We start from the raw sequence: 25,160 nt of genomic DNA on the forward strand, positions 1-25,160 counted from the left end.
GTTATTTAACTCCCTGTCGAATGGATTTTCCCGAAAAAGCTAATAAAACTCCGGACAAAATCACGCCGCGGCGTTTCCATGATGGAAACGCCCCATTATCGATGGCGCTGTCGATTTACTCCGCCAGCCGCTTGCGCTCGTCCGCGGTGAGCTGCTGCCTGGCGCGCGTGCCCAGCATGCCGCCGCCCAGCACCTGCACCGGGCTGCTCGGGTCGTACGGCCGCGGCGCGCCGCGGCCGTTGTCCAGGCTCGCGCTGCCGTCGCCGTAGCCGAGCACCTGTACCGAGATCACCGAAGGCTGCTTGCTGCGCGCATCGTCCTGCTGCTGCCTGGCCATGTCCTCGGCGGCCTTGCTCACCGCGCTGGCCGCGGCGCTGGCCGCATTCAGCGCGCCGACGTTGACCGCCTGCGCCACCGGCACGCCGACTTTCTCGCCCTGCACCTGGATGTTGTCGGCGTTGACCACGCGCGCCGCCGCCACGATCAGGTTGCCCGACACGCGGATGCCGGCGTCGCCCGCATCCACCGTGCCGCGCGGCGCCACCAGGTACACGCTGCCGCTGGGCGCGCCCGGCACGGTCTGCAGCGTGGCGATGCCCGCGCCGCTGACCTGGCCGCGCGCATCCAGCCGGCACCAGGCGTCGATGGTGCACAGATAGGTGGGCGGCGGAATCTCGGTGGTGGTCTTGGCGCCCTGGCCGGCGTTGATGTCGCCGTTGGAACTCCACAGCACCAGGTCGCCGCCCTGTTCGGTGAACACGCGGCTCTGCGCCAGCAGCACGCTGCGGTCGGTGAACAGGTTGATGTTGCCCTGCTCCAGGGTCAGCACGCCCATGGTGTTGGGACCGGCCACCACCTTGCCCGAACTGTCGGCGATCACCGGTGGCGCCGAGGCGCTGCCGAGCAGCGCCTGGCCGCCCGGCCCCAGCACGGTGACGTCGCCGCCCTGCTGGGTCTGGATGGTGGTGCTGCGCAGATCCAGATCGCCGGTATCGACGGTGTGCTGCGCGCCGTTCAAGCCGCCCTGGCCCGAACCGTTGGCGGTGTAGCCCAAGTCCGCCGGGAACAGCGTGTCGATCGCCGCATAGCCGCGGGCGTACTGGTTGAAGTAGGTGCTGCTCTTGTCGTTGTAGTCGGCGCCCACCTTGGCCAGGATGCCGAACAGCGCTTCGGACACGAACTGCCGCTGCACGTAGTCCGGCTCCTGCGCGAACAGGCGGCGCGCATCGGCCGGCGCCAGCGTCACGCTGAGCTGGTCCTGCGCATAGCCGGTATCGACCGCGCGCCCGGCCACGCGGCGCTGCATGAAATCCACCAGCTCCGGCATCAGGCTGTCCAGGCCCGGCGCCGTGGCATCCACGTACCTGGCCAGGAAGTCGGCGGTCGCCACGCCCGGCGCGATGCCGAACAGCACGCTGACGTCGGCGCTGGCATGCGGCAGGTAAGGATTGAAGCGGTTGCCGATCGCCTCGATGCCGGTCTCGCCGCTGCTGCGGATGGTGATGTTGTTGGCCACTTCGCCCTGATTGGTGAGCGGCCCGATATTGCGCCCGGCCTCGATGAGGAAGCTGCCCGGCCCGCCCAGCAGCAGGGCCGGCGCAAGCTGGTACGCGCCCGGGTCGTTCTTGACGTCGGGACGGAAGGTCTTGCTCACCGCCATGTCGTAGATGTCGCGGCCGGCCGAGACCAGGGTGACGTCGGCATCGTGCACGTGCTGGCCCAGCAGCGACAGGTTGACGATGTCGCGGCCGGCGCGGATCAGCGCGGGCTTGGACGGCGTCAGCTGCAGCGAGCGGTACGGGAAGCCGGAAGCCGCGGTCACACCGTTGGCGATATCGCCATGCAGCGCATACACGCGCACCGGCTGGTAGTCGCCGCCGTGCAGCGCCACCTGCGGATGCAGCACGCTGCTGTAGACGCTGTTGAGGCTGTCCAGGTAGCCCATGCTCCACAGCGCGCCGAAGTTCGACGGATCGCCCTCGCCCTGCGGATGCAGCGCCGACGGCAGCAGCCCCGCCGCCGCTTCGATCAATCCGAAGCCGTAGGTGTTGTCGCCGGTGCCCAGCTGCATGGTGTAGACCTGCTGGCTCAGCGCGATGTTCTGGTCGGCCAGCAGGCTCAGGTTGCCCAGCGCCGACGGATACAGCGCACCGGCGCCGCGGATGTCCAGGCTGCCGTCGAGCGCGCTCAGGCTGAGGCTGGCCGGCAGGATCGCGCCGGGATTGCGCACGGTGTCGGCATAGCCATAGTCGAACAGCGCACCCGGCAGCCGCAGGCTGTCGAACACCACGTTGCCGGCGACCGAGCCGGCGCTGAAGGAGGAACCGGTGCTGTAGCTCTGCGCATCGCCGCGGCCCGCCGGCAGCACGGCCAGCGCCAGCGGGTTGGCATCGGCCAGCACGTACGAGGGGTTGTAGACGCCGCCGATATCCACGCCGGCGCGCGCCCGCACGTCCAGCTGCGCATCCTGCAGCGCGAACAGCGTGGACACCGGCGTGCTCAGGCCGCCGTACTGGCTGTCGGAAGCCGGCGCGGTGAAGCTGAAGTCGGCGCCGATCGCGCCGCCCGCGGCGATGCTGCCCTGGCCCTTGGCCACGAAATACGTGCCGCTGAGGATGTCGCCGCCGGCATGCACGTCGAGGTTGCCGCCGCCGTAGGTGGTCACGCCCTGGCCGCCGGTATTCGCCTTCCAGGTGGTGGGCAGCGACACGGAGAGCTGGCGGATATCGCCGCCCGCGTCCACCGCCACGTTGCCGCCGGCGCTCATCACGCCCTGGCCGAAGTTGGCGAAGTTGATCGACGAGGCCGAGCCGTCCGCCGCGTTGGCGGTCTGCATCCACGGCCACCAGTACTGCGAGATGTCGGTGCCGGCCACCGTGGTGGCCGCACCGCTGGTGTCGACCACGCGCTGGATGCCGTCGATGTCGCCGCGCGCATCCAGGCTCAGGTCGCCGGCATGTTCCGGATTCACCTGGCCGGTGCTGAGCATGTACGGCGTGGTGGCCAGCGGCGAGTTCCAGTTCGGCCGGATCACGCTCACGCCGGTGGACGTGCCGGTGCCTTGCGCCGGCGTGCCGGCGGTGTAGATCGCCGCGGGTGCCGCCGCATCCAGCCAGCTGATGTCGCCGCCGCTGGCGATCTCGATCGAGCCGCTGCCGGTGCGCACCGTGGTGGGCAGCAGCACGGCCTTGCCGTTGGTCTTGCTCTGCTGGCCGGTCGGCGTGGTGGGCGTAAGCGTGTCGACCACGGCGAAGTGGCCGTCGAGGTTGACGTCGCCCGCGCCGGCCAGCGTGGCCAGCGGATCGACGGCGTCGACCTGCGCGCCGGCCACCAGCCGGTACGAGGTGCTGGAACCGCCCAGCAGCGTCGCCGAAGCGAGCGAGGCGGGGCTGCCGAGCGAAGGCATGTTCGACGGGCTGTTGTTCGCGGCGCTGGCCGGCACCGGCACGGTGGTGCCGCCGCCGGGCTTGAACGGATCGGACTTCGGCGCGAACGGCGCGTAGAACAGCTGGCTGCCGGCGGTGACGTTGCCGACGCTGCCGGACACGTACTTGAAGTACGCGTTGTGGCCGTTGACGTACAGCGCGTAGTCGGTGCTGTACTTGCTGTAGTCGCTGTCCAGCGGCAGCAGCAGCGGCGGCGGCGTGACGATGCGCTTGGCCACCGGGTTGGTGGCGAAGTTGGCCTTCAGCCAGGTCTGGTAGGCGCCGACGTAGTCCTGGTAGACCGGGTAGTCCGCGGGGTTCACCGGCGTCAGCGTGCTCGGCTTGTAGACCAGGAAGCCCTTGGCCGTCGGTCCGCCGATGCGGTTGAAGGTGTAGGCCCAGGCATTGGCGGTGGTGCCGTCGCCGACTTCGCCGATGTATGCCTCGTAGTTGCTGTAGTAGTCGCTCGACTGTCCGGCCAGCGGCGCCTGCAGCGCCTGGTAGTACGGATCGCTGGCGATGCTGACGGTGCCGCCGCCGGGCGTATAGCCCTGCGCGGCGGCGCCGTCGCGCAGCTTGATCGAACCGTTCCACAGCCCGTTGGCATCGAGGAACTGCTGCGACTTCTGGTAATCGGCCAGCGCCTTGCCGTACAGCGGATCGCTCGGGTCGGACTTCGGCGCGAACGGCGCGTAGAACAGCTGGCTGCCCGCGGTGACATTGCCCACGCTGCCGGACACGTACTTGAAGTACGCATTGTGGCCGGTGATGTAGATCGCGTAGTTCGAGCTGTAGCTGGCATAGTCGCTGTTCACCGGCTGCAGCAGCGGCGGCGGCGTGACGATGCGCTTGGCCACCGGGTTGGTGGCGAAGTTGGCTTTCAGCCAGGCCTGGTAGGCGGTGGCGTAGTCCTGGTACGCGGCGTAATCGCCGACATTGAGCGGCGTCAGCGTGCTGGGGCTGTAGACCAGGAAGCCCTTGGCCGTCGGCCCGCCGATACGGTTGTAGGTATAGGCCCAGGCATTGGTGGTGCTGCCGTTGCCGACTTCGCCGATATACGCCTCGTAGTTGGTGTAGTACGCGGCGGTCTGGCCGGTCATGGGCGCCTGCAGCGCCTGGTAGTACGGGTCGCTGGCGATGCTGACGGTGCCGCCGCCCGGCGTATAGCCCTGCGCGGCCGCGCCGTCGCGCAGCTTGACCGTGCCGTTCCACAGCCCGTTCGCGTCCAGGTACTGCTGCGAGACGGTGTAGGCGGCCAGTGCGGTGCCGTAGCCGTGGTCGTCCACCGGCGGCGGCGGTGCCGGCGGATTGGCCAGGGCCGCGCCGTTGTTCTGCTGATAGAAGCCGTCGGTGATGCTCGCGGCCAGATCCAGGTCGCCCGCGGCGCGCACCGTCAGCATCGGCGCCATGCCGTTGTAGCGGTAGGCCAGCGCGATGCTGCCGTCGCTCTGCGTGGTGCCGGCGCCAAGGTTCCAGTGGGTCAGCACCGCGATGTCGCCGCCGCGCGTGCCGTCGGCCGGATTGACCAGCTCGATACCCGGGCGCAGCTGCAGGTTGGCGATGCCGGCGTAGCGCGCGCCGAAGGCATAGCCCGGCTGCTGCACGTAGCGCATCAGCGTGCCGGCGCCCTTGCTGGCGTCGCCGCCGACGTAGCCGTAGAAACCGGCATGGTCGCCATTGGCCTGCTTCGGGACGAAATAATTGTTCTGCAGGTATTGCTTGAGCTGCGCATCGTCGGCAGGCGGCGGCAGGATCTTGCCGCTGGCATCGGTCCAGGTGCCGGCGACCAGCGACGGCGTGCCGCCGGTGCTGGTGGCATACCAGCCGGCCGGATCGATCAGCCCGTCGAAGTGTTTGGACGGATCGGCCGAGGCGTCCTTGGTGCTCCAGCGCGCGTAAGGCTCCAGCGTCACCACGCGCGCGCCCTTGACGCTGGCGCCGCCGCCGTCCAGCGCGATGCGCACGTCGCCGTTGGCGAGCAGCGGCGCGCGCAGGCTCAGCGAGCCGCCGGAGAACGCATCCGCCGAACCGCCGGACACGTCGATCAGCGCCTGCGCGCCCAGATGGATGGAACCGGAATCGGCGTACTGCACGTTCTGGTAGCCGTACTGGCTGTTGAGCGTGCCGTCCGTGTTGCCGCCGGTGCCGATCACCACGTCGCCGCCGCGCTGCGCGGCCACGCTGCTGGTGGCGATCAGGCTGCCTTCGACGTCCACGCCGCGCTCGCCGTACAGCTCGATGCGGCTGCCCGAAGGCGCCGACGCATCGACGCGCCCGTCGATCGCCACCGTGCCGCCGGCCGCGGTGAGGAACACCTTCTGCGCGCGCAGCGTGTTGCCGGCCGACAGATGCAGGTCGCCCGCGCCGGTGGTCAGCTGGAACAGGCCGGTGGCGCCCGCGGCCGCCGCCATCTGCGCGGCGGCATCCAGATCGATCGCGGTGCCGCTGCCCAGGGTGAGATAGCCGCCGCGGTAACCGTCCTTGGCCTGGCCGCGCAAGGTGCCGGCCAGCGACAGCGCCGCACCCGCTTCAGCATCGAGGCTGCCCGCATCGCCGCCGCGCGCGGCGCCGGAGAAGTCCAGCGTGGCGCCCTGCGCCAGGCCGATGCCGCCGTGGTCGGCCAGCAGCGTGAGCGTGCCGCCGGCCGCATACGTGGTGGTGTCGAAGAAGGTCTTGTTGATACCGCCGACCGTGAGCAGCGCGCCGCTGTTCATGGTCAGGTCGCCGCTGGTGGCATGCACGCCGAGCTGGCCGGCAGGCGCCGCCACCGTGGTGCCGATCGACACGCTGCCGCCGGTGAGATTGAGCGCGCCGCCCAGGTGTTCGCCGCCGATCGCGCCCGGCGTACCGACGATGCGCAGCGCGCCGATGGTGATCAGCTGCGTATTGGCGCCGTCGCCGGCAAGCAGCCACGGCGTGCTGAGGTTGACGTCCAGGCTGCCGAAGTCGAAGCGGCCGGTGCCCAGGCCCTGCATGCCCTGCGCCGCCGTGGCGGAAAAGCCGCCGAAGCCGCGCAGGCCGGTGTTGCCGGCGCCGAAATCCACTTCGCCCGCATGCGCCGTGAACTGGCCGCTGCCGGCCGCGAACGTGCCGTTGGCCGCGCCCAGGTCGTTGGACAGGCCGAGCTTGCCGCCGGCCTGGATGTCCACCGTGCCGCCGTCGCTGGCGAAGGCGCCCGCGCTGAGGTTCAGGTCGTGCGCCAGGTCGATGCGCACGTTGCCGAGGAAGTTCATGTCGCCGCGGCTGCGCAAGGTGACGCTCTGCGCGCCGCGCAGCAGGTTGAGCGTGTCGCCGCCGATCACGAAGCCGCTGGTGCCGCCCGGCGCGCCGGCGCCGTCGCCGAGGAAGCTGATGCGGTTGCTGTTGGCGTCGATCGCCTGCGCCGAGAGTTCCGCGCTGGCATCCACATGGGTGTTGCCGGTGGCATCCAGGGTCAGCGCCGCGCCGCCGTCGATGCGCGCATCCGCGGCGATGCTCAGCGCGCCGCCCGGGTTCGCCGAAACGTTGTTGCGCACGATGCCTGCCGCGCCGTTCTGCGAGACGCGCAGCAGCGCGCCGTCGCCGCTGACCGCGGCGATCGCCTGGCCGTTGGCGCCGGTGCCCGCGACGACGCCGAACACCAGCGGCAGGCTGGCCACGCCGGTGCCCTGCCCGCTGGCGCGCAGCACGCTGCCGGAAGCCAGCAGCACGCCCTGCGCGCCGCTGTTCGCACCGCCATTGGCAGTGAGCAGGATTTCCGCGCCCTGCAGCGGATGCGCCGCGTCGTTGGCCAGCAGCACGCTGTCCGCCACCACGGTGACGTGGTCGCCGTCGGTGCCGCGCTGGCGCGTGCCGCCCAGCAGCAGGCTGCCGGCGCCCAGCGTGCTCAGGCCGTCGGCCGAGAGTGTGAGATAGCCGTCGCGCGCCGTGCTGTCGGCGCCGGCGATCTGGATCGCCTGCGCCGCGATATCCACCTGCGAGCCGCGGCCGCCCTTGGCCGGCGCGGCGGTAAGCGTGGCGCCGAGATCGAGCGTGCGGGTGGCGGCCAGGCTCAGCCGGCCGGCATCCGCGGCCAGCGCCGGCGCCACCTGGGCAGCCTTGCTGGCGAGATTGCCGAAGAAGATGTCGGCATCGCTCAGCGTGTATTGCGAGTACTGCTGCCAGACCTGGCCCGACTGCACCAGGAAGCTGGTGTTGCGTGCATCGCGCGCGCCGCTCAGCGCGTCGGCGAAGTAGCCGCTGATCGCCAGCGTGCCGTCCGGCCGCACTGCGTTCGCGCCGAGCACGCTGTCCGTCGCGCCGGTGTCCTGCACCACGCGGTAGGCGCCCGGCAAGGTCGCGTAGCGCGCCGGCAGCAGCGTGTAGTAGCCCGCCGGCAGGCCGGGCGCACCCGAGAGGTAAACCGTCTGGCCCACCGAGGGACCGGCGCCGCCCTGCTTGGCGAACGCGGCGTCGTAAGCCGATACCGGCGCCTGATAGCCGGGCAGGATCGCGTAGATCGCGCGGCCGTCCGCGTACTGCGGCACCTGCGCGGACGCCGTGCCGCTGTAGCTGGTGCCGTACTGCGCCAGCACGTCGCGCGTGCCGCCGGTGCCGCTCACCCATTCGGCCGCCTGCAGATGGCCGCCGCCGGAAAGATCGATGCCGGCGCCCGCATCCAGCGCGAGGCCGGCGCCGTTGAGCGCGATCTGCTTGGACGGCGGCGCGGTGAGATCCGGCGTGTCGTTGGTGGGATCGGCGTCGTAGCGCCACTGCACGCCGTCGATGGTGCGCCCGTAAGGCACGGTGGCGCCGCCGAGCGAGACCGAGGTGAGGCTGCCCGGCGCCAGGTGCACCGACTGGGTCACGGCCAGCGGGAACAGCTTCGGGTCTGCACCGAGCGCGCCGGCCTGCGCCGCCGCATCGGTCACGCCCAGGATCAGGCTGCCCGACGGCGCGCGCAGCGTGCCCTGCTGCTCGATATGGTTGGCGCTGAGCAGCAGCGTGCCGCCGGCGGACAGCGGCGTGGCGCTGCTGCCGTTGGGCAGGATGCTGAGCGTGGTGTCGATCGCAGTGCCGCTCGCGTCCTTCAAACCTGCACCGTTCGCCACGATGGCGAAGCGGTAGTCGGTGGCCGGATACAGCTGCGCCGCCTTGAAGCTCAGGTTGCCGGTGCTGTACAGCAGGCCCGGCTGCGCCTTGCCATTGGCATAGGCGAGCAAGGCCGGCGCCTGGAAGCGGATGTCCGAGGCAGACGCAAAATCCGCCGCGTTCCAGCGCTGCAGATTCAGCCAGCCGCCGATATCGATGAAGTTCGCCTGTACCGACAGCGTGCCATCGCCGGCCATCGCTATCGGCGCCGCGCCCGGCACCACGCCGCCGGTGAGGTTGACGTACGGCGCGGCGATGCTGACGTGGCCGTTGCCGCTGGCATAAGCCGTCGCGTTGCCGGCCAGGCCGGTCGCGCCTGCCGGCAGCGCCTGGATCGCGGGGGCGTTGACGATGAAGGCGCGGCCCAGCGAGAGATGCACGTCGCCCGCGAAACCGAGCGGCACGGCGGTGGCGAAGTCGGTGGTGCTGCCCTGCGACGCATCGGGGCCGATCGCCAGCGTGCCGATGCCGGAACCGGCAAGCCGGTCGGCGGCGAAATGCAGCAGGCCCGAAGGCGCCGCCGCCTCGACCGCGCCGCCGCTCTGCGCGCCCTGCGGCAGCAACATGCCGGACTGCTGGATCAACACGCCGCTCGCCTGCGGCGCACCGTTCTGGCCCTGCTTGTGGCCCAGGCCGACCAGGCTCAGCGTGCCGCCTTCGGCCTGCGCCGCGCCGCCCGTGGCCTGCAGCTGTCCGTCGAAGTACAAGCCCGCCGCGGCGGCCAGCCGGATGCTGCCGGCGTCGCTCCATACCGGCGTGCTGAGGTAGCGCGTGGCATTACCCAGGCCGCCGGGATCGCTCGCCGGCAACTGGAAGTTGTCCGCCACACCGGCGACGTCGATGCGGCTGCCCTGCTCGGCCACGACGTAGCCGCCGTTGCCCTGCAGCGTCACCGCGCCGCCATCCAGCACCGTGCCGGTGCGCGGCAGCTGCGGCGTGCCGTCCGCACCGGCCACCGCGGCGGCCCAGGGATCGATCAAGGCCACACCGGAAGCATCCAGCACAGCTGATGCGCCCAGCCACACGCGCGGCGTCACCTTCGGCAGGCCCGCATTGCGCGACAGCGCATTCGTGGAAACGCTGATGCTGCCGCCCGGTGCGCTCAGCACGCCCAGCACGGTGGTGGCCTGCGTGCCGGCCAGCGCGATGCTGCCGCCCGCATCCACCGCGATCTGCGCGCCCTCGCCCACCGACACCGAACCGCTCACGCCGGCGTACTGCGGCGCGCCCTTCGATGGATCGTTGGGATTGACCGACCAGTCGAGGTACTGACCGCCGCTCAGCGAGAAACCCGGGCCGGCGCTGCTGTCGCGCGTGGCATAGCGGTGATACGCATCGAGCACGCCGACCGTGGCATAGATACCGGCCGGATGCGCGGCATCCCGTGCATACAGGTCGCTGCCGGTGGGCGCGGTAAGCAGCGCCTGGTAGTCCGCCAGCAGGTTGCCGCGCGTCACGCGCACCTGGGTGCCCGGCGCGACGATGCCGTCGGTGAGCGCGGTAAGCGCGTAGCGGTCGAAACCCTGGCCGGCGAAGAAGCCGGCGTCCAGGTACAGGCCATTGGCCATCGGCATCGCCGCGCGATCGCCGCCGACCTGCACGTAGTTCGCCTGCAGGGTCAGCGTGCCGCCGCCGCTGAAGCCGTAGCCCAGCAAGGTGCCGTCCAGGCGCAGCGCACCGTGGTCCAGCGCCCTGGCCTGCTGGAATTCCGCCTTGACGTTGCCATAGGTGACCAGGCTGATATCGCCGCCCTGGCCGGCCGGCACGCCGTTCTTCAGCTGCACGCGCGCATCGGCGCCGACATAGCCGCCGCCGGAAACATCGAGCGTGCTACCCGTGTCGAGCAGCACCGAGCCGGTGGCGTCGGAGTTGTTCGGGCCGATCGAGGCATTCGCGGTCAACGCGATCCTACCGCCGTCGACATAGCGGTTGCCCACGCGCGCATCGGCGGCCAGGCCGCTGTCGTTCACCCACAGGCCGCGCGTGCTCAGCGTCGCGCCGTTGCCGATGGTGATGTCCGGACGCAGCATGCTGCCATCGGCCGCCTGCATGGCCGGCGTATCCAGCCCGGGGCCGTTCGAAGTGAGGCTGATCGAACCGGACGGCGTGCTGATGTTGCCGAGCACCGTCACGCGGCTGGCGGTGTACGCCACGCTGCCGCCGGGACGCAGCGCCAGCATGGCGCCGGCCTGCTGCAGGATCTGCGAACCGCTGTCGCCGGTGGACAAGGCGATGCTGGTGAAGCCCGCGCCGCTCAGCATGCCGGTGGAGATCGGCAGCCACCAGCGCAGGTCGCTGTCATGCGCGGTGCCGGCCGGCTGCGCGGCCGTGACCGTGTCCCATACCGTATCCGCATCGAAGCCCGGCGCAAGCTGGTCCAGCGCCAGCGTGGACTGCTGCAGCAGGATGCCCGGCGCGTAGCTGTAGCGCGTGTCCAGGCCGATCGGCGGCACGCTGAAACGGAACGTGCCGCCGGCCGGCTGCTTGCCCTGCCCGACCTGGTTGCGGCCGGCGAAGGACTGCGCCGAGACGTCGCCGTCCAGCACCAGCGCATGGCCGGCCTGCACGTCGAGCGTGCCGGCGTCGCCGCCGGCGATAAAGCCGGGATTCCAGCGGCGCGAGCCGGCCAGCATGCCGTTGTTGTAGGTCTGGCTGATGCCCCAGCGCACGTGGTCCTGCGTGTACTGGCCGGCATAGCCGACATACGTCATGTCGGGATCGGCCGCGGCGATGTCGTACACGCGGCCGTTGGCGCCGAGCAGGTTCGGCGTTTCGATCCAGCCGGCCTGGTAGGAGAGAAAGCCGCCGTCGAGATTGAGCTGCGAACCGGAGCGGACGATCACTTCGCCGCCGTGCAGCGACACCGCGCCGCCCCTGGTCATCAGCTGGTCGACCGTGCGCGGCACGTTCTCCACATAGCCGGCCACGTTGAGGATGGGGCTGCCCACCCAGTCCAGGCCGTCCGCGCGCGTGCCGCTCTGCGTGCTGTCGACCAGCACGTTCTTCTGCGTGTACAGGAAACCGTTGCGCAGCAGCGGCGAATTGGCCAGTTCGTTCTGGCCCACGCGCGCCACGTTGACCAGCAGCGCCGACATCGGCAGCACCACGTTGGCCAGGCCGGAGACGTCGATCACCGCACCGCTGTCCACGTAGACGCGGCCCGCCGTCGGCGAGGTGTCCTGCGCATAGGTGTGCGCGGCGATCGCCACGGCGGCGCCCGGCGCTTCCAGCAGCGAGCCGGATTGCAGGTTCACGGTGGCGCCGTCCAGGCTCAGCGTGCTGCCCTTGAACGCGGCGTTCGCCGCGGCGCTGGACGAGGTGGTGCTGCCGTCCTTCTCCGGCAGCACCGTGGTGACCGAACCCGGCGCCAGCAGCAGCACGCCGCCGCGCACGAAATCCAGCAGGCCGCCCGCACCGCTGGCCTGGTCGCGCGCATTCAGCTCGATGCTGCCCGGAAAGGCCACGCTGGTCGAAGCCAGCGCGATGCCGGCCTGGGTCACGTCGTGGCCGAGCATGTGCACGCTGCCGCGGCGCGCCTGCACCAGGCCGGTGTTGATCACGCTGCCCATCGGCGCGTTGGGGCCGGAGCCGTCGTTGATGCCGGCGATGCCGAGCGCGGCATTGACGCCGTCGGCGCCGGCCGGGTTGTAGAACGCGGTGCCGCCGGCCAGGAAAGCCTGGCCATCGTCGGCGACGATCGCGCCGGCGTTGGACACGTGCGGCGCGGCGATCAGGGCAAAGCCCTGCTTGCCGGTGGTGATGCTGGCGCCCTTCTCGATCACCACGTCGTGGCTGCGGCCATCGGTGAACACACCGTTGACCAGCAAGGCGGTGGTCGAAGCCTGGTCGGCGATGCCGCCGTTGAGGAAGCGCGCATTGCTGGCCGCGATGTCGCTGCTGAACAGGCTGAGCGAACTGGCCAGCAGCGAATGCGTATTCACCTGGCTGCCGGCGCCGAACAGGATGCCGTTGCGGTTGAGCAGATAGACCGAACCCTCGGCCTTGATCTGGCCGAAGATCCTGCTCGGCGCGCCGCTGGGGTCCTGAATGCGGTTGAGCGCGATCCAGTCGTTGCTGCCGTTGGACTGGTTGCCGCCGCTCTGGTTGAAGTACAGCGTGGTGTTGCGGCCGACGTTGAAGCTGTCCCAGGTGAGGATGGCCTTGGACGAGGTCTGCTTCACCTCCACCGTGGTCCTGCCGCCGGCCGCACTTTGCACCGGCGCGTTGGCGTTCTGCCACAGCGCGGGATTGCGCACCGCGTCGGCCGCCATCTGGAGGCCGCCCGCGGCGATGCCGTCGGGCACCGGCGACACCAGCTGCTGCGCCGCCTGTTGTGCGGCCTGTTGCGCGCTGAGCTGCGCGGCCACTGCCTGTGCGGCTTGATTGAGGTTGGCGATGGACTGCTGCACCACGCGCTGCTGCAGCAGCTGCGGCGCGTTCTGCACGGACAGATTGTTCGGCGTCGGCGCCGGCGCATTGCCGTTGGGCGCGCCGGCCTGTCCGCCGCGCTGCGCCGCCAGCCAGGCCTGGCTCAGCACCGGCGGATTGCCCGCATGCGCCTGCATCGCCGCGCCCATCGCCAGCGCCGCGGCGATCCATTGCGCCAGCGGGCGGCGTCCGGGGACGCTGCGTGGAGTGATGACGCTTGCCTTCGCCGAATCGACCGCCTTGATCACGCGTTTGCCTCGTTAGCTTTGCCGCGCGGCGCGCGGCCGCGGCTTCTTCCGGTTAGACCTTCACGGAGCTGAAGGACTGAACTGGTGTCATGGAAACTTCATATGGACGGCCGAATTGCTACGCATCGTCGCGTCCCACGGCGTAGGTTGGGGTGAGCCGCAGGCGAACCCCAACGATGCGAGACGTCCGAAGGTGACGATGTTGGGGTTCGCCTGCGGCTCACCCCAACCTACGCCGGTATCGTCAGTGGCCACCGGTCGCTCCCGGCGGCATCCGTTGCGGATACGTCGGCGCAGGCCGCTGCGGAACCACGCTGTGTCCAAGACTGGAACCCATGCGATGTTCCAGCGCCGCCGCGTTGTACTGCCCCACCTGCCGATTCGACGGCTCGCCGCTCACCGCATCCAGCAATGGCGGTGGCGGCGCCGCCTTCTTGCTGCCGTCGCCACTCAACTGCCGGCCGAGACAGTCGTACGCCAGCACCGCATGCTGATTGACGCTGACGTCGACGCAGCTTTCCTGCTGCTGCGCCCACGCATGGCCCGCGATCAGGCAGCCCCACGCGACCAGCACGCGGGCTGCCCGGCGCTTCACGGCTGCCGCCCCACGGGCGCGACGTAGCGCTGCTCGTACAGGCGGTCGCCATAAGCCTGCGCGGCGTTCTCCAGCTTCACCCGTGCCGACGCGGCGAACGGCTGGCGCGCGCCGAACACCGAGCCCATGTCCATATGCACATAGGCATCGAGGATCTCCTGCCCCACCTCGTACAACTTCTGGTTGCGCGCGCCGCAGGTGACCAGCGATTGCTTCGCTTCGTCCAGCTGCGCCTGGAACGCGCCGTCGCGGCCCTGCTGCTCCTTCAGCTTCGCCACCGCGTCGGCGTTGTCCTTGCGCGCCTGCTGCAAGGCCGTCTCCGCCTGCTGCCTGGCGCCGCGTTCGGCGGCCACCGCCTTGCCGTCGCCGGCGGAAGCGCGCAGCTTCACCAGCTCGGCCTGCGCCTGTTCCAATGACTTGCGCGCCTGGTCGCGCTCACCCTCGATACCCGCCTTCTGCGCCTGCCATGCGGCTTGTTGCCCCTGCAGGTCCTGCAGCTGGCTGCGTGCGTCGCGCAGCTGGGTGCGCAGCTGTTCTTCCAGACTTTGCGCGAACGCGCCCTGGGCCAGCATCAGCGCCGCCATGGCGACGCCCGTGCGTATCACGGTCTTCATCGTCGCCTCCATCAGAACTTGCTGTTGATCTCGAGCTGCACCACGTCGATCGACAGCGGCGGACCGAATACCTGCCTGGCGTTGAAATAGCGCGCGGTCAGCCAGGTGCGCTCGGCGATGCCGTAGTCGGCGCTGACGATAAAGCCCTTGGCATTGGTGCCGCCTAGGTGGAAGTTGGGATCGGTGAGGCCGTCGAGCACCGCATCCGGCTGCAGGTACTTGTAGCCGAACGCCACATTCCAGTCGTGCGCCTTCATCGGGCTGGGATTGCCCAGGATGCCGCGCAGCAGCCAGCCCACCGGGCCGCTCTTGTACGGGCCGGATTCGTTGGCCGCGGTGCTGGCCTCGTAGTTGTTCACCGGCTGGCCCAGGCCGTTGGGATAGCGCTGGAACGCGTCCTTGGCGTGGTAGGCCAGGTTGCGCACGTAGTCGGCCTGCACGCGCACCGGCGTGCTGCCCACCGCGAAATCGAACTGGCTGGTGAGGTTGAGCAGGTGGTAGTCGTAGGCCAGGCCGACCAGCTGCGGCTGCGCGTAGTTACCCGGCGAGGACGGGTCCGGCACGATGTTGCGCAGCAGGAATACCGAGTTGCCCTTCTGCATGTACTGCGGCGCGTCGTCGTCGGTGCTGCAGAAATTGATGCCGGTATAGATCGGGCACGGCTGCGACAGGCTGCCGCGCATCTTGTCGTAGTAGTAGTACGCCAGCGCGGCGCTCCACTGCATGTCCTCGTCGATCTTCCAGTGCGCGCCCAGCTGTACCGCGGACAGCCACTTCTGGTCGCTGCGGTTCTTCTGGTAGCCGAAGGCCTGGCTGGGCGTGTCGTTGCCGGCGTACTGGATCGGGAACACGCCGGCATTGGCGAAGCCCTCGATATCGCTGGCCAGCTTCCAGCGGCCCTGCCCGACGATGCCGTCGAAGTTGAGCTCCGGCGAGTAGATCAGGTCGGTGGCGAAGAACGGATTGGCGAAGCGGCCGGCGGTGAGCGCGCCCCACTCCAGCGGCTGCCAGCGCAGCCAGGCGCGGTCCAGCCACAGGTTCTTCTTGGCCAGGCCGCCGCCCAGCGCCTGGGTGGTCGATACCGGATTGTTGTCGTTGCCCGAGCCGATGCGGATGCCGGCGGTGATGGTGTCGCCCAGCTTCACGTCCACGCCCAGGTGCGCCTGGATCGACAGGATGTTCGGGCGGTTCTGCTGGGTGTTGGCGATGGGCGGATTGACGCCGCGGCCGATCTGGTTGACGTCGAACGGACCGCCGCGGTTGAGCGCGGCGTAATCGATGAAGTACGGCGAGTTGCTGCGGCTGAAGTAGCGGCCCTCGTCGCGCACGCGGATGTCGCCGGACCAGGCGATGCGGTCCAGCCATTCCGGCAGCGCATCCGGCTGCGCCCAGTGCTCGCTGCGCGCCTGCGCGATCACTTCCTGCTTGACCTGCTCGCGGATCTCGTTGCGCACGCTCTGCGGCACGTAGGGCACGCGCACGTCGCCGGGCTGCGCGCCGTCGTTCGCGGCCAGCGCGGACGGGGCCTGCGCCTTCTGCGCCTGCGCAGCTTCGGCATTCGCCTCGGCGATCAGGCCGTCGGCATCGGCCTGGGTGATCAGGCCCTTCTTCACCATCAGGCGGATCAGGTTGATGGTGGCGCTGGGCGACGGCGCGGCGTTCTGCGCCAGCGCGGCCGGCGCGGCGCCGGCCAGCAGCAGGCCGATCGCCAGGCACAGTGCGCGTTGCTTGGAAAACCTCGAAACATCCATGATCTGCTCCAGAGAAAAGAATGGCGTGCTCATACAGGTCGCCTGCCGCGGATGGACGCGCGCACCGGCATGCTCAGGCGCGGCGGCGGCGGGCTATCGATGCTCAGGCCGCGCAGCACCTCGAGCAGCGCTTCGTCGGTGGCGGGCGCGCCGCTGGGCGCGAGCATTTCGGCGCGGGTGATGCGGCCGCTGGGGTCGATCCACAGGCTGACCTTCACTTCGAACACCAGGCGCCGCGTGCGCTCGTCGCGCTGAATCGCCTGCTGCAAGGCATAGCCGAGGTATTGCTCGTACGAGGAACCGCCGACGCCGTTGCCGCCGCCGGCGCCGACCATGCCGCCGCCGTCGCCCGCGCCGATGTTGAAGCTGTCGTTGCCGGCCTGCGCCGCGCCGTTGATGGTCACCTGCCGCGCCACGTCGGGCGCCTTCGGCGCTTCCACCGGCTTGGCCGGTTCGTTCGGCTTCGGGAGTTCCTGCCTGGTCTCTTCCAGCTTCTGCGGTTCCGGCGGTTTTTCCTTCGGCGGCGGCGGAGGCGGCGGCAGTGGCGTGATGGTGGGCACGCGCGGCGCCTCGCGCCGCACGCCGACCTGGTGCCCGGCGTAGTGCCAGACCAGGGCGCCGGCCAGCAGCACGGCGGCGATGCCGATGATGCGTCCGCGCCAGCGTTTCGGACTCGGTCCGGACTTGTTCATCGTCAACCGCCCGGCGCCTTGCCGGTGACCAGGCCGACCTGCGAGAGATCCAGCCGGCGCAGCAGGTCGAGGATGTCGACCACCTTCTGGTACTGCACGTTGGCGTCGCCCTTGACGATGATCGGGAATTCCGGCGTCAGCGCCTTCTGCGTGCGCAGCCGCGCTTCGAGTTCGCCGAGGGTCACCGGAAACGCATCGAGGAAGATCTGCCCGCTGTCGGACACGGTGATCGCCTTGGTCTGCGGCTTGGCCAGGCTGACCGAGGCGCTGGCCTTGGGCAGGTTGACTTTCACGCCCTGCACCGAGGCGGTGGTCATGATGATGAAGATCACCAGCAGCACGTAGGCGAGATCCAGCATCGGCGTGATGTTGATGTCGTCGTAGGGCTTGTCGTCGTCCTGTACCTGCATGGCCGCGCCCTCCCTTAAGCCGCCGCGCCGAGGTCGGCGTCGCGGTGCAGTTCGGCCAGGCGGGTGACGAACTCGTCGACGAACACCTGCATGTTCGCGGTGACCGCCTTGTTGCGCGTCAGCAGGTAGTTGTAGCCAAACAGCGCCGGGATCGCGACGAACAGGCCGGCCACCGTGGCCAGCAGCGCGGCGGAAATGCCCGGCGCGATGGCGTTGACGTTGACGTCGCCCGCGGCGGCGATCGCCGCGAAGGTGATCATCACGCCGACCACCGTGCCGAGCAGGCCCAGGAACGGGCCGCCGGAGATGGCGATGGTGAGCATGACCATCGAGCGCGACAGCTTCTGGTTCTCGCGCACCAGGGTGGAATCCATCACCGCGCGGATCGCCTCGATCGATTCGGTGGCGATCACCAGGCGGCCCTTGGCGTCCTTGCGGCGCCACACTTCCTTCTTGCCCACTTCGTAGAGGCGGTACAGCGAGGAGTCGGCCAGGTCGCGCGGCGTGCCTTCGTCGCCCATGCCGAGCAGGTTGATGCCGAGGTCGCGGTAGCGCTCCAGGAAGCGGTCGTTGGCGTTGGTGACGCTGCTGACGTAGCGGCCCTTCTGCCACATCACCATCCAGGAGATCGCCGCCATCACCAGCAGGATGGCGATCACCACCCAGGCGTCGAGCGTGACCGACTTGATGATGACGCCGAAGTAGCCGAAGCCGGCGCCGGATTTCTTTTCGTCCTCGCCGTACTGCACCAGCTTCGATTCGGCGCCCTGCGACAGTGCGTCGACGCCGATCGCGGCCGCCGAGCGCGCTACGCGCGACAGGCGCACTTCGTCCATCAGGCCAAGGAAATTCGCCAGCGCCGCGCCCTGCCCGGCCGCATCGCCGCCCAGCGTGGCGGCGGAACCCAGCGCCGGCATCGCGGCAGCCAGCGTCGAATACTTCTGGCCATTGACGTAGAGCGTGGCCTGCTGCGCGTCGAAAGTAACGGCGAGCTGCGTCCACTGCCCGGCCTTGAGCGGCTCGCCCGCGGCGCTGCGCTGCGCGCCCTGGCCGGCGTTCGCTTCCACATAGGGCGCGCCGCCGTCGAGGCCGATCACCACCGCGCGGCCGTCCTGGTGCCGCGCGTAGATGGCGGTGGGCGTGGTGGGCAGCGCGTCCAGCTTGATCCACGCGCTGAAGGTGAAGGCGCCGCCGGCCGCCGCGTTGAGCGAAGCGCTGGATGGCAATGTCACCACCTGGTTGCCGTCGAAACGCGCGGCCTTGCCGACGATGCCGCCGTCCACCGGCTGTACGCTGCCGGACTGCGCATGGTTGCCGTAGGCGGTGGCGTCCTTGGGCGCGCCCGCGGCGGCTTCCTCGAAGTGGTAGACCAGGGTGTGGTCGGCGTCGAACGCGGCCGGGCCGCTGCTCTGCGCGGTGGCCTTGGGGTTGCCGTAGTACATCCAGATGGTCTGCTTCGCATTGGCCGGCAGTTCGCTCACGTCCACCCAGACCTGGCCCACGCCCATCACCGGATCGAAGCTGTCGATCTGGTAGTTCAGCGGCGTCTTGCCGTCGGCGGCGATGAAACGCAGGTCCGCGCCGTCCTTCGCCACGCCGTCGAACTGGAAGTTGCCCGGATGCAGGCGGATCAGCACCGGCATGCGGCCCGGCGACTGCGGCAGCGGCGCGCCGGTGGGGCTGGTGTCCAGCGTGATGGATTTGCGGTAGGACCAGTCGTCGTTCCACCAGGCCGACTCGGCCGCCAGCGAGAGGCGCGGCAGGCAGGCCAGGCACAGCAGCCACGCAAGGATCAGGTAACGCATCGTCGTTGCACCCCTAGAAGAAAAAGAAAGCCGTGTCATCGCCGCGCTCCTCAAAGCCCGGCCTTGAGGCTGAACAGCCAGCGCCCGTCGTGGGCGCGCGTGCGCGAGCCGTCCTTGAGCGGCCAGGCGTATTCCAGTTCGCCGCTGACGGTGTCGAACAAGGTGAAGCGCGTACCCAGGCCCGTGCTGAGCAAGGTGAAGCGGCCGCGCTGCTCCGGCAGCGGATCGATCAGCAGGATGCGCGAGCCGTCGACGAACCAGTGGAAGCGCCACTCGTTCACGTACTTGCCGAACCACGAAGCCACCGACGGGCTGCGCAGTTCCACCGTGGCCGAGCCGCCGTTGTCGCCGGTGTCTTCCGCCGACAGGAAACCGCGCACGCTGTTGGCGCCGCCGGCGGCGAACTGCTCGCTGGACACCAGCGGCGAATCGGCCAGCTGCCCGCTGGCGTGGAAGGCGAACGCATAGCCGTTGGCAAATGCGCGCGTGTAGTTGGCATCCACGCGCAGGTAGGCAAAGTTCTGCCGCGCGTTGTAGCGCTGGTTGTCGAATTCGAGACGCCCGCTGCCGGCGCCGCGCACGCCGAAGTTGCCGGCGATGGACAGGCCCAGCGAGGAGCTGTCGCGCGTGCGCTGGCCGGTATAGGCCACCGTCAGCGGGTAGTAGGTGATCGGCACCGCCTGCTGCTGCTCGCCCACGGTCAGGCGCTGGTCGAAATGCTTGCGCGCCACGCTGAGCGAGAACGACTGGCCGTAGTCGCCCAGGGTCGGCAGGTTGCGGATCGCCTGCAGGCTCACCGCATTGCCCTTGCCCAGCACCGTGGTGCCGCCGAGCGTGTTGGCATTGCTGTTGGACTTGTAGCCGGAACCGAGCAGGCTCCATTGGCTGTCGAGCGGCGCCAGGTAGGACAGTGCATACACCTCGACGGCGTGGCGATCCTGCGGCGCCACGATGTAGGTGGCGGAAACGGTATGGCCCAGCTGCCACAGATTGTCGTAGCGCACGTTGCCGACGGTGCGCAGCGCGGGCGTGTCGGCGCTGTGGTCGTTGTTGACCTCAAGGCTGGCGTGCAGCGGATAGCTGTCTTCCACCTTCAGCGTGACGTCCATGGTCTGCGGCAGGCTGCCGGGCTTCAGCAGCGGCACCACCTGCCGGCCCGGCTGGCGGTTCACCTGCGCGAGCTGTTCCTGTGCCTGGTTGAAGTTCGGCACCGCGCCTTCGGCCAGCGCCGGCACCGCTTCGCGGATAGCCTGCGGCGAGTGGTAGCGCGAGCCTTCCACGCGCACGCGGCCGATGCTGTTCTCGGTGACCTTCAGCAGCAGCACGCCGCCGCGCACCTGCTGCGGCGGCACTTCCACCGTGACCGACTGGTAGCCCCTGGCCTGGTAGATCTTCTGCAGCGCGTCGCGCGCGCCGTGCACGTCGTCCAGGCTGCGTCCCGGCCCCAGGAACGGCTCCACCGCCTGCTCGATCTCCACCGCCTGCAGCAGCGTATTGCCGCGCACCAGGTATTCGTTGACGTCGAAGCGCTGCGGCGCTTCCTGCGCCGGAGCGGCGGCCTGCTGCGCCTGCACCGTGTTCCAGGCCAGCGCCAGCATGACGGCGAGAGCCAGCGGCCGGCGGCCCTTCATCGCGACGCTCCGATCCATGCGGTCGTCCCTTTCCTGATGTCCCCGTAGCTAAGCGCCGACGCATAACCGCCTCGCGACAGCCACATGTCCGATCCAAGGCCACCCATGCATGCGGGCCGTCCATACGGCCGAACCGCTTTGACAATGAAACGCACACCATCCCCCGGGGCGCGCCACACCAGCCGCGCCCATAGCCCGATCGAGATTTCCGGCACACCCACAAGCGCACCGGGCGAAGAAATTCCGGTGGGCATCCCAGCCCGTACCGCCTTCCTTTGCCCTTAGACGGAACCCTTCCGAGGGAACTGAACCTGCGTCACGAAAAATTCATGACGGAGGATGTTTCGGCTTGTTTGCGGCCAGCAATGACATGGGAATGTCATATGGATGGACATGCTGGACGTGGAATTCACGCGGCAAAGAAGAGCAAGCGGGAGCTTTTGCACATGAGGCAAGACCCCACGCGACGCTCCGCCCGGCCCCTCACCCTGCCCTCTCCCCGGAGGGGAGAGGGGTGATGTCGTGAGGTAGGCAGGGGCGAAGAGCAGAAGCTGGCCGCAGTTCTTGAACGTCCTCTCGGCAACGGCACGTTGAAGCGCGCGTTACGTAAACGCACTGCCGTTTCGTGTAGACCCAGGTTAATCAGGCTACCGCAGCCGCCCACTGCTCCTTCTAGTCGCGTCGCGAGCCGTTGCTCTTAGGCTATTTCTCTTTGGTTACTTTCTCTTTGAGCCAGCAAAGAGAAAGTGACTCGGGCGCCGGCAGGCGTCCGAAATGCCCGCTGCATAAGCGGCCAGTTCGCGTCACCGCGAAAATCAAACGATACCGTTACTGGATCCCGGCCCACGCCGGGATGCCGAACCTAAGAGCGCAAGCGCCCATCAACTCAGGAGAACGATGCCCCCCGGCAACTCCGTCACTCGAGCGCCGAAGGCCTCCCGAATCAACGTCGCAACATCCGCCAGCTGATTAAGCGAAAACCGCGCATGCACCATCCGCGCCCCCAACACATCGTTGGTCAACACCAACCTCCCCGGCCGATAGCGATTAATCTCCGCCACCACATACGACAACGGCCGGTTATCAAACACCAACACCCGCCGCCGCCAAGCCATCGCCTGCTCAAGATCCGCCGACGCCGGCGGCGTCAGTTCACGCTCACCGTAACTGGCCCGCTGCGCAGCACCGAGCGCCTCACTCTGCCCACGGTAGTCAACGCGCACCGAGCCATCCAGTGCGGTGACCTCCACGTCGCCCCCAAGGCAACGCACATTGCACTGCGACCCCGGCTTGGCCAGCAGGCCACCCTTCGCCGCCCACACCGTAAAATTCCCGGCGCCCTCAGCCAGCTGCAGCTGAATCTCTCCATCCAGCAATTCGATGCCGGCCAACTGGTCATCCACCTTGCGCAGATTGAACGCAGTCTGCGTATTCATCTCCACCGTGACCCCAGGCGCAACCTGCACCGAACGCTGTTCACCGGTCGCAGTGCGGAAATCCGCCGCCATATCGGAGATACCGGGCCACAGCCGGAACGGCGGCTGCGCCAGCAGCAACGCCGCAGCGGAAGCCGCCACCGCCCCGCCCAGAAAAGCGCGCCGCGTCATGCGCCGCGGCGCCACCGCAGGCGCCCGCTCGCGCTGAGCCACATGGGCCGACGCGGCACCCAGCCGCTCCCACATCAACCGCGTCTCGGCGAACGCACGCGCATGCGCCACGCTCTGCGCCACCCAGTGGCGAAAACCCTGGGCATCCGCAGCCGTGGCGCGGCCGGATTTGAGCAGCAGCAGCCAGTCGCGCGCCTCGCGGTGCAGCGGCGAATCGTGGCTCAGGCTGGCGGAATTCGGTTCCATACCCTTCAAGACGCTTTTCCGGCCCCGGGACCGAACCGTTGCACCACGCGGCGATCCAGGCGCTCGCCGCAATGCTCCAGGGCCCTCTTCAGTTCCTTGCCCACCATGCGCACCGAAATGCGGAAACGGTCGGCGATTTCCTGCTGCGGCAGGTCGTCCACCCGGGCGGCGATCAGAATCTCGCGCTGGCGCAGGGTGAGCTCGCCCATGGCATGCTCCAGCGCGGCGATCTCGATGCGGGCATGGGCGATGCGCGCCGGGTCCAGCGCCTCGTCGGCGATGTGCAGCAGGTCTTCGACCTCTTCGCCGGTGAGGTAGCGCGATTCGGCCTGGCGCTGGTCGGCCGCCACGTTGAGCGCCATGCGGAACAGATAGCCGGCCGGGTTGTGCGAGACCGGCGAGCTGTCGCCCAGGCGCTCCACGCGCAGATAGGTTTCCTGCAATACGTCGTTGACCAGTTCGTCCGAGCCCAACCGCCGGCGCAACCGCTTGCGCAGCTCCGGTTGCCATTCCAGGAACAGGCCCATCAGCGACAGCGAGGTCGACATCGCCAACTCAGCAGTGCGCCGGACGCGAGGCGCCGGCGGGCAGCAGCAACAATGTGAGCGGCTGGGCCAGGCCAGGCGGCGGCGGATCGACATGCAAACCGCCAAGGATCGACTCCACTGCCTTGTCGCGCTCTTCGCGCCCCGTGCTGCCGAGCAGGCGCAGGCGATACAACTGGCCGGAGCCGTCGACCCAGACCTGCAGGGCGAGGCGATATTCGCCCGGGCGCGTGAGCGACGTGCGGCAGAGCGCGGCTTCCACCGCGGTCTGCAAGGCGGCGCCGTAGCTGGCGACGACGGTGTCGGCGGTTTCCGCGGGTGCAGCGGACGGCGCCATGTTGGCGATGCCTATGTCGGTGTCCACCGCGGGCATCAAGGTAAAAGCCTTGTCCGAGGTGTAGCGCTCGCGCAGCCCCGTGCCCGCCAGCAGCCGACGCAACGCGTCCTCCGGCGTGAATTCCCCGCGCACGCCGGGGGACACACGCCCCACCAGCAGGCGCTCGTCAACCAGCAAGGCCTGTCCCGTCACGTCGCTGAATGCCCTCACCGCGCTACTCAAAGGCTGCGGACCGATGTCGAAAGACCAGCGCCCGCGCGCATCGTCGGCCGGCCCCACGTCCGCCACCTGCTGCTCCACGGCATGGCCCGCCCCCCCACAAAACCCACACGCTGCCAACAGCACCCACCAGGCGTACTTCATAGACCGTCTCCGGATCGCCGGTCGGCCCGACCTCGCGCCGGGTGAGGCTTTATACATCGGCTACACGTTTTGGGAGGCTAGCAGTGGGTTGTGTCAGTTCTGTAACTGTGGCGTAAGGCAAGGCCCGGTTCACCGTTGTGCTTCGATCAGTGCGTGGCTCCGCCCAACCCATCCGGATCCATCATCTTCAACACCTCATACGCAAACTCCACCCTCGCCTCAGTCGGATGGCTGCGATTGGTGAGGATCACCAGCCCCAGCTTCTTCGCCGGCACGAAGGCGATGTAGGCGCCGAAGCCGTTGGTGGCGCCGGTCTTGTTCACCAGCACGGCGTCAGTGGGCGGATGCGGGGGCTTGATCGCGGTCACGGGCTGGTCTTCGCGGATCATCCGGCTGCTATTGCCGCGCAGCAGGTCGTCGCGGGTGACGGGATAGGGGTACTGCTCCCAGGCCAGGTCCTGGATCATGGGGCCGCTCCGGTAGTAGGCGATGCGGGTGTCTGCGATGGCGCGGCGGATGAGCGCATCGACCGGCGTTTCGCCAAGCTGCACGTGGACGTAATGCAGCAGGTCTTTCGCGCTGGAGATCACGCCGTATGCTTCGTCGCCAAGCACACCGGGGTTGACGTGCACGGGGCTGTCGTCGCCGTTGTAGCCCTGCGCGTAATCGGCCTTTTTGTCAGCCGGTATGCGGATAAAGGTATCGGCCAGACCCAGCTTGGGCAGCAGCGTGTGCTCGACCGCGTCGGCATAGTGCTGGCCCATCCGGCCGGCGGTGATCAGGCCGAGCATGCCGATGCTCGGATTGGAATAGCTGCGCCTGGTGCCTTCCGGGTAGCGCGGTTGCCACGCTTTCAGCCAATCGATGAGTTGCCGATGATTGCCCACTTCGTCAGGCACCTGCAGCGGAAAACCTCCGGCAGTGTGCGTACCCAGGTCGAACAGCGCGACCTTGCCGAACGGCTTGCCTTTAAATTCCGGCAGGTAATCCTCGACTTGATTATCGAGCGACAGCTTGCCTTCGGCCTGCGCATAAGTGGCCAGCGTCGCGATAAAGGTCTTGCTGATCGAACCCAGCTCGAACAGCGTGTCGCTGCTCACCTTCCGCTTGCTCTGCTTCGATGCCACGCCGAAGTTGTAGTAGCACTCCTTGCCGTCCACGGTGATGGCGATGGCCATGCCGGGGATGTGGTTGTCGCGCATGAAAGTATCGGCGATGCGGCGCAGTTCGCTGTCGAAGTCCGGTTGGGTGACGGCGTGGACGGAACCTGCGGCCAGCAGCAGGCCGGCGGTGCAGAAGCTGGTGAAAAAAGACGGCAAGGTAATGGCTCCGATCCGATGGCGGTGCGGGATAG

The 25,160-nt window shown here is 68.9% G+C and carries 12 protein-coding genes; all 12 read right to left on the reverse strand.

Going from position 1 to position 25,160, the window contains the following annotated elements; all coding sequences use genetic code 11:
• Window positions 1-115: 115 nt before the first annotated feature.
• The 12 genes from FHW85_RS04645 to ampC all read right to left on the reverse strand — a co-directional run bounded on the left by FHW85_RS04645 (window position 116) and on the right by ampC (window position 25,125).
• Window positions 116-13,210: a filamentous haemagglutinin family protein gene (locus tag FHW85_RS04645; RefSeq protein WP_168647520.1), complete on the reverse strand. Its 13,095-nt coding sequence runs from the start codon at window positions 13,208-13,210 to the stop codon at window positions 116-118.
• 244 nt (window positions 13,211-13,454) lie between these two features.
• Window positions 13,455-13,805, reverse strand: coding sequence for a hypothetical protein (locus FHW85_RS04650; protein ID WP_167257441.1), 351 nt, complete (start codon window positions 13,803-13,805; stop codon window positions 13,455-13,457).
• Window positions 13,802-14,419 carry a hypothetical protein gene (locus FHW85_RS04655; protein ID WP_168647521.1) on the reverse strand — a complete coding sequence of 206 codons (618 nt, stop codon included), beginning with the start codon at window positions 14,417-14,419 and terminating at the stop codon, window positions 13,802-13,804. Before FHW85_RS04655 ends, FHW85_RS04650 begins: the two co-directional genes overlap by 4 nt.
• A gap of 11 nt (window positions 14,420-14,430) precedes the next feature.
• Window positions 14,431-16,170 (reverse strand): putative porin, encoded by a 1,740-nt coding sequence (locus FHW85_RS04660; RefSeq protein WP_168647522.1) that lies wholly within the window; start codon window positions 16,168-16,170, stop codon window positions 14,431-14,433.
• A 29-nt stretch (window positions 16,171-16,199) separates the two neighbouring features.
• Complete coding sequence (locus FHW85_RS04665; RefSeq protein ID WP_168647523.1) at window positions 16,200-16,862, reverse strand: energy transducer TonB; 663 nt, start codon at window positions 16,860-16,862, stop codon at window positions 16,200-16,202.
• 2 nt (window positions 16,863-16,864) lie between these two features.
• Complete coding sequence (locus tag FHW85_RS04670) at window positions 16,865-17,272, reverse strand: biopolymer transporter ExbD (RefSeq protein ID WP_167257445.1); 408 nt, start codon at window positions 17,270-17,272, stop codon at window positions 16,865-16,867.
• 14 nt (window positions 17,273-17,286) lie between these two features.
• Window positions 17,287-19,077 (reverse strand): DUF2341 domain-containing protein, encoded by a 1,791-nt coding sequence (locus FHW85_RS04675; protein ID WP_168647524.1) that lies wholly within the window; start codon window positions 19,075-19,077, stop codon window positions 17,287-17,289.
• A 50-nt stretch (window positions 19,078-19,127) separates the two neighbouring features.
• Entirely contained in the window at window positions 19,128-20,726 is a 1,599-nt protein-coding gene (locus tag FHW85_RS04680; protein WP_210427708.1) for a ShlB/FhaC/HecB family hemolysin secretion/activation protein, read from the reverse strand.
• Between the two features lie 863 nt (window positions 20,727-21,589).
• Window positions 21,590-22,561, reverse strand: coding sequence for a DUF4880 domain-containing protein (locus tag FHW85_RS04685; RefSeq protein WP_168647525.1), 972 nt, complete (start codon window positions 22,559-22,561; stop codon window positions 21,590-21,592).
• 5 nt (window positions 22,562-22,566) lie between these two features.
• On the reverse strand, window positions 22,567-23,109 hold the full coding sequence (locus FHW85_RS04690; protein ID WP_168647526.1) for an RNA polymerase sigma factor: 543 nt from the start codon (window positions 23,107-23,109) through the stop codon (window positions 22,567-22,569).
• A gap of 7 nt (window positions 23,110-23,116) precedes the next feature.
• Entirely contained in the window at window positions 23,117-23,806 is a 690-nt protein-coding gene (locus tag FHW85_RS04695) for a secretin and TonB N-terminal domain-containing protein (RefSeq protein WP_168647527.1), read from the reverse strand.
• Window positions 23,807-23,952: 146 nt separating this feature from the next.
• Window positions 23,953-25,125: a class C beta-lactamase gene (gene ampC / locus FHW85_RS04700; protein ID WP_168647528.1), complete on the reverse strand. Its 1,173-nt coding sequence runs from the start codon at window positions 25,123-25,125 to the stop codon at window positions 23,953-23,955.
• Between the last annotated feature and the right edge of the window lie 35 nt (window positions 25,126-25,160).

The sequence above is a fragment of the Dyella sp. SG609 genome, from assembly GCF_012275375.1.
GTDB classification, from domain to species: domain Bacteria; phylum Pseudomonadota; class Gammaproteobacteria; order Xanthomonadales; family Rhodanobacteraceae; genus Dyella_D; species Dyella_D marensis.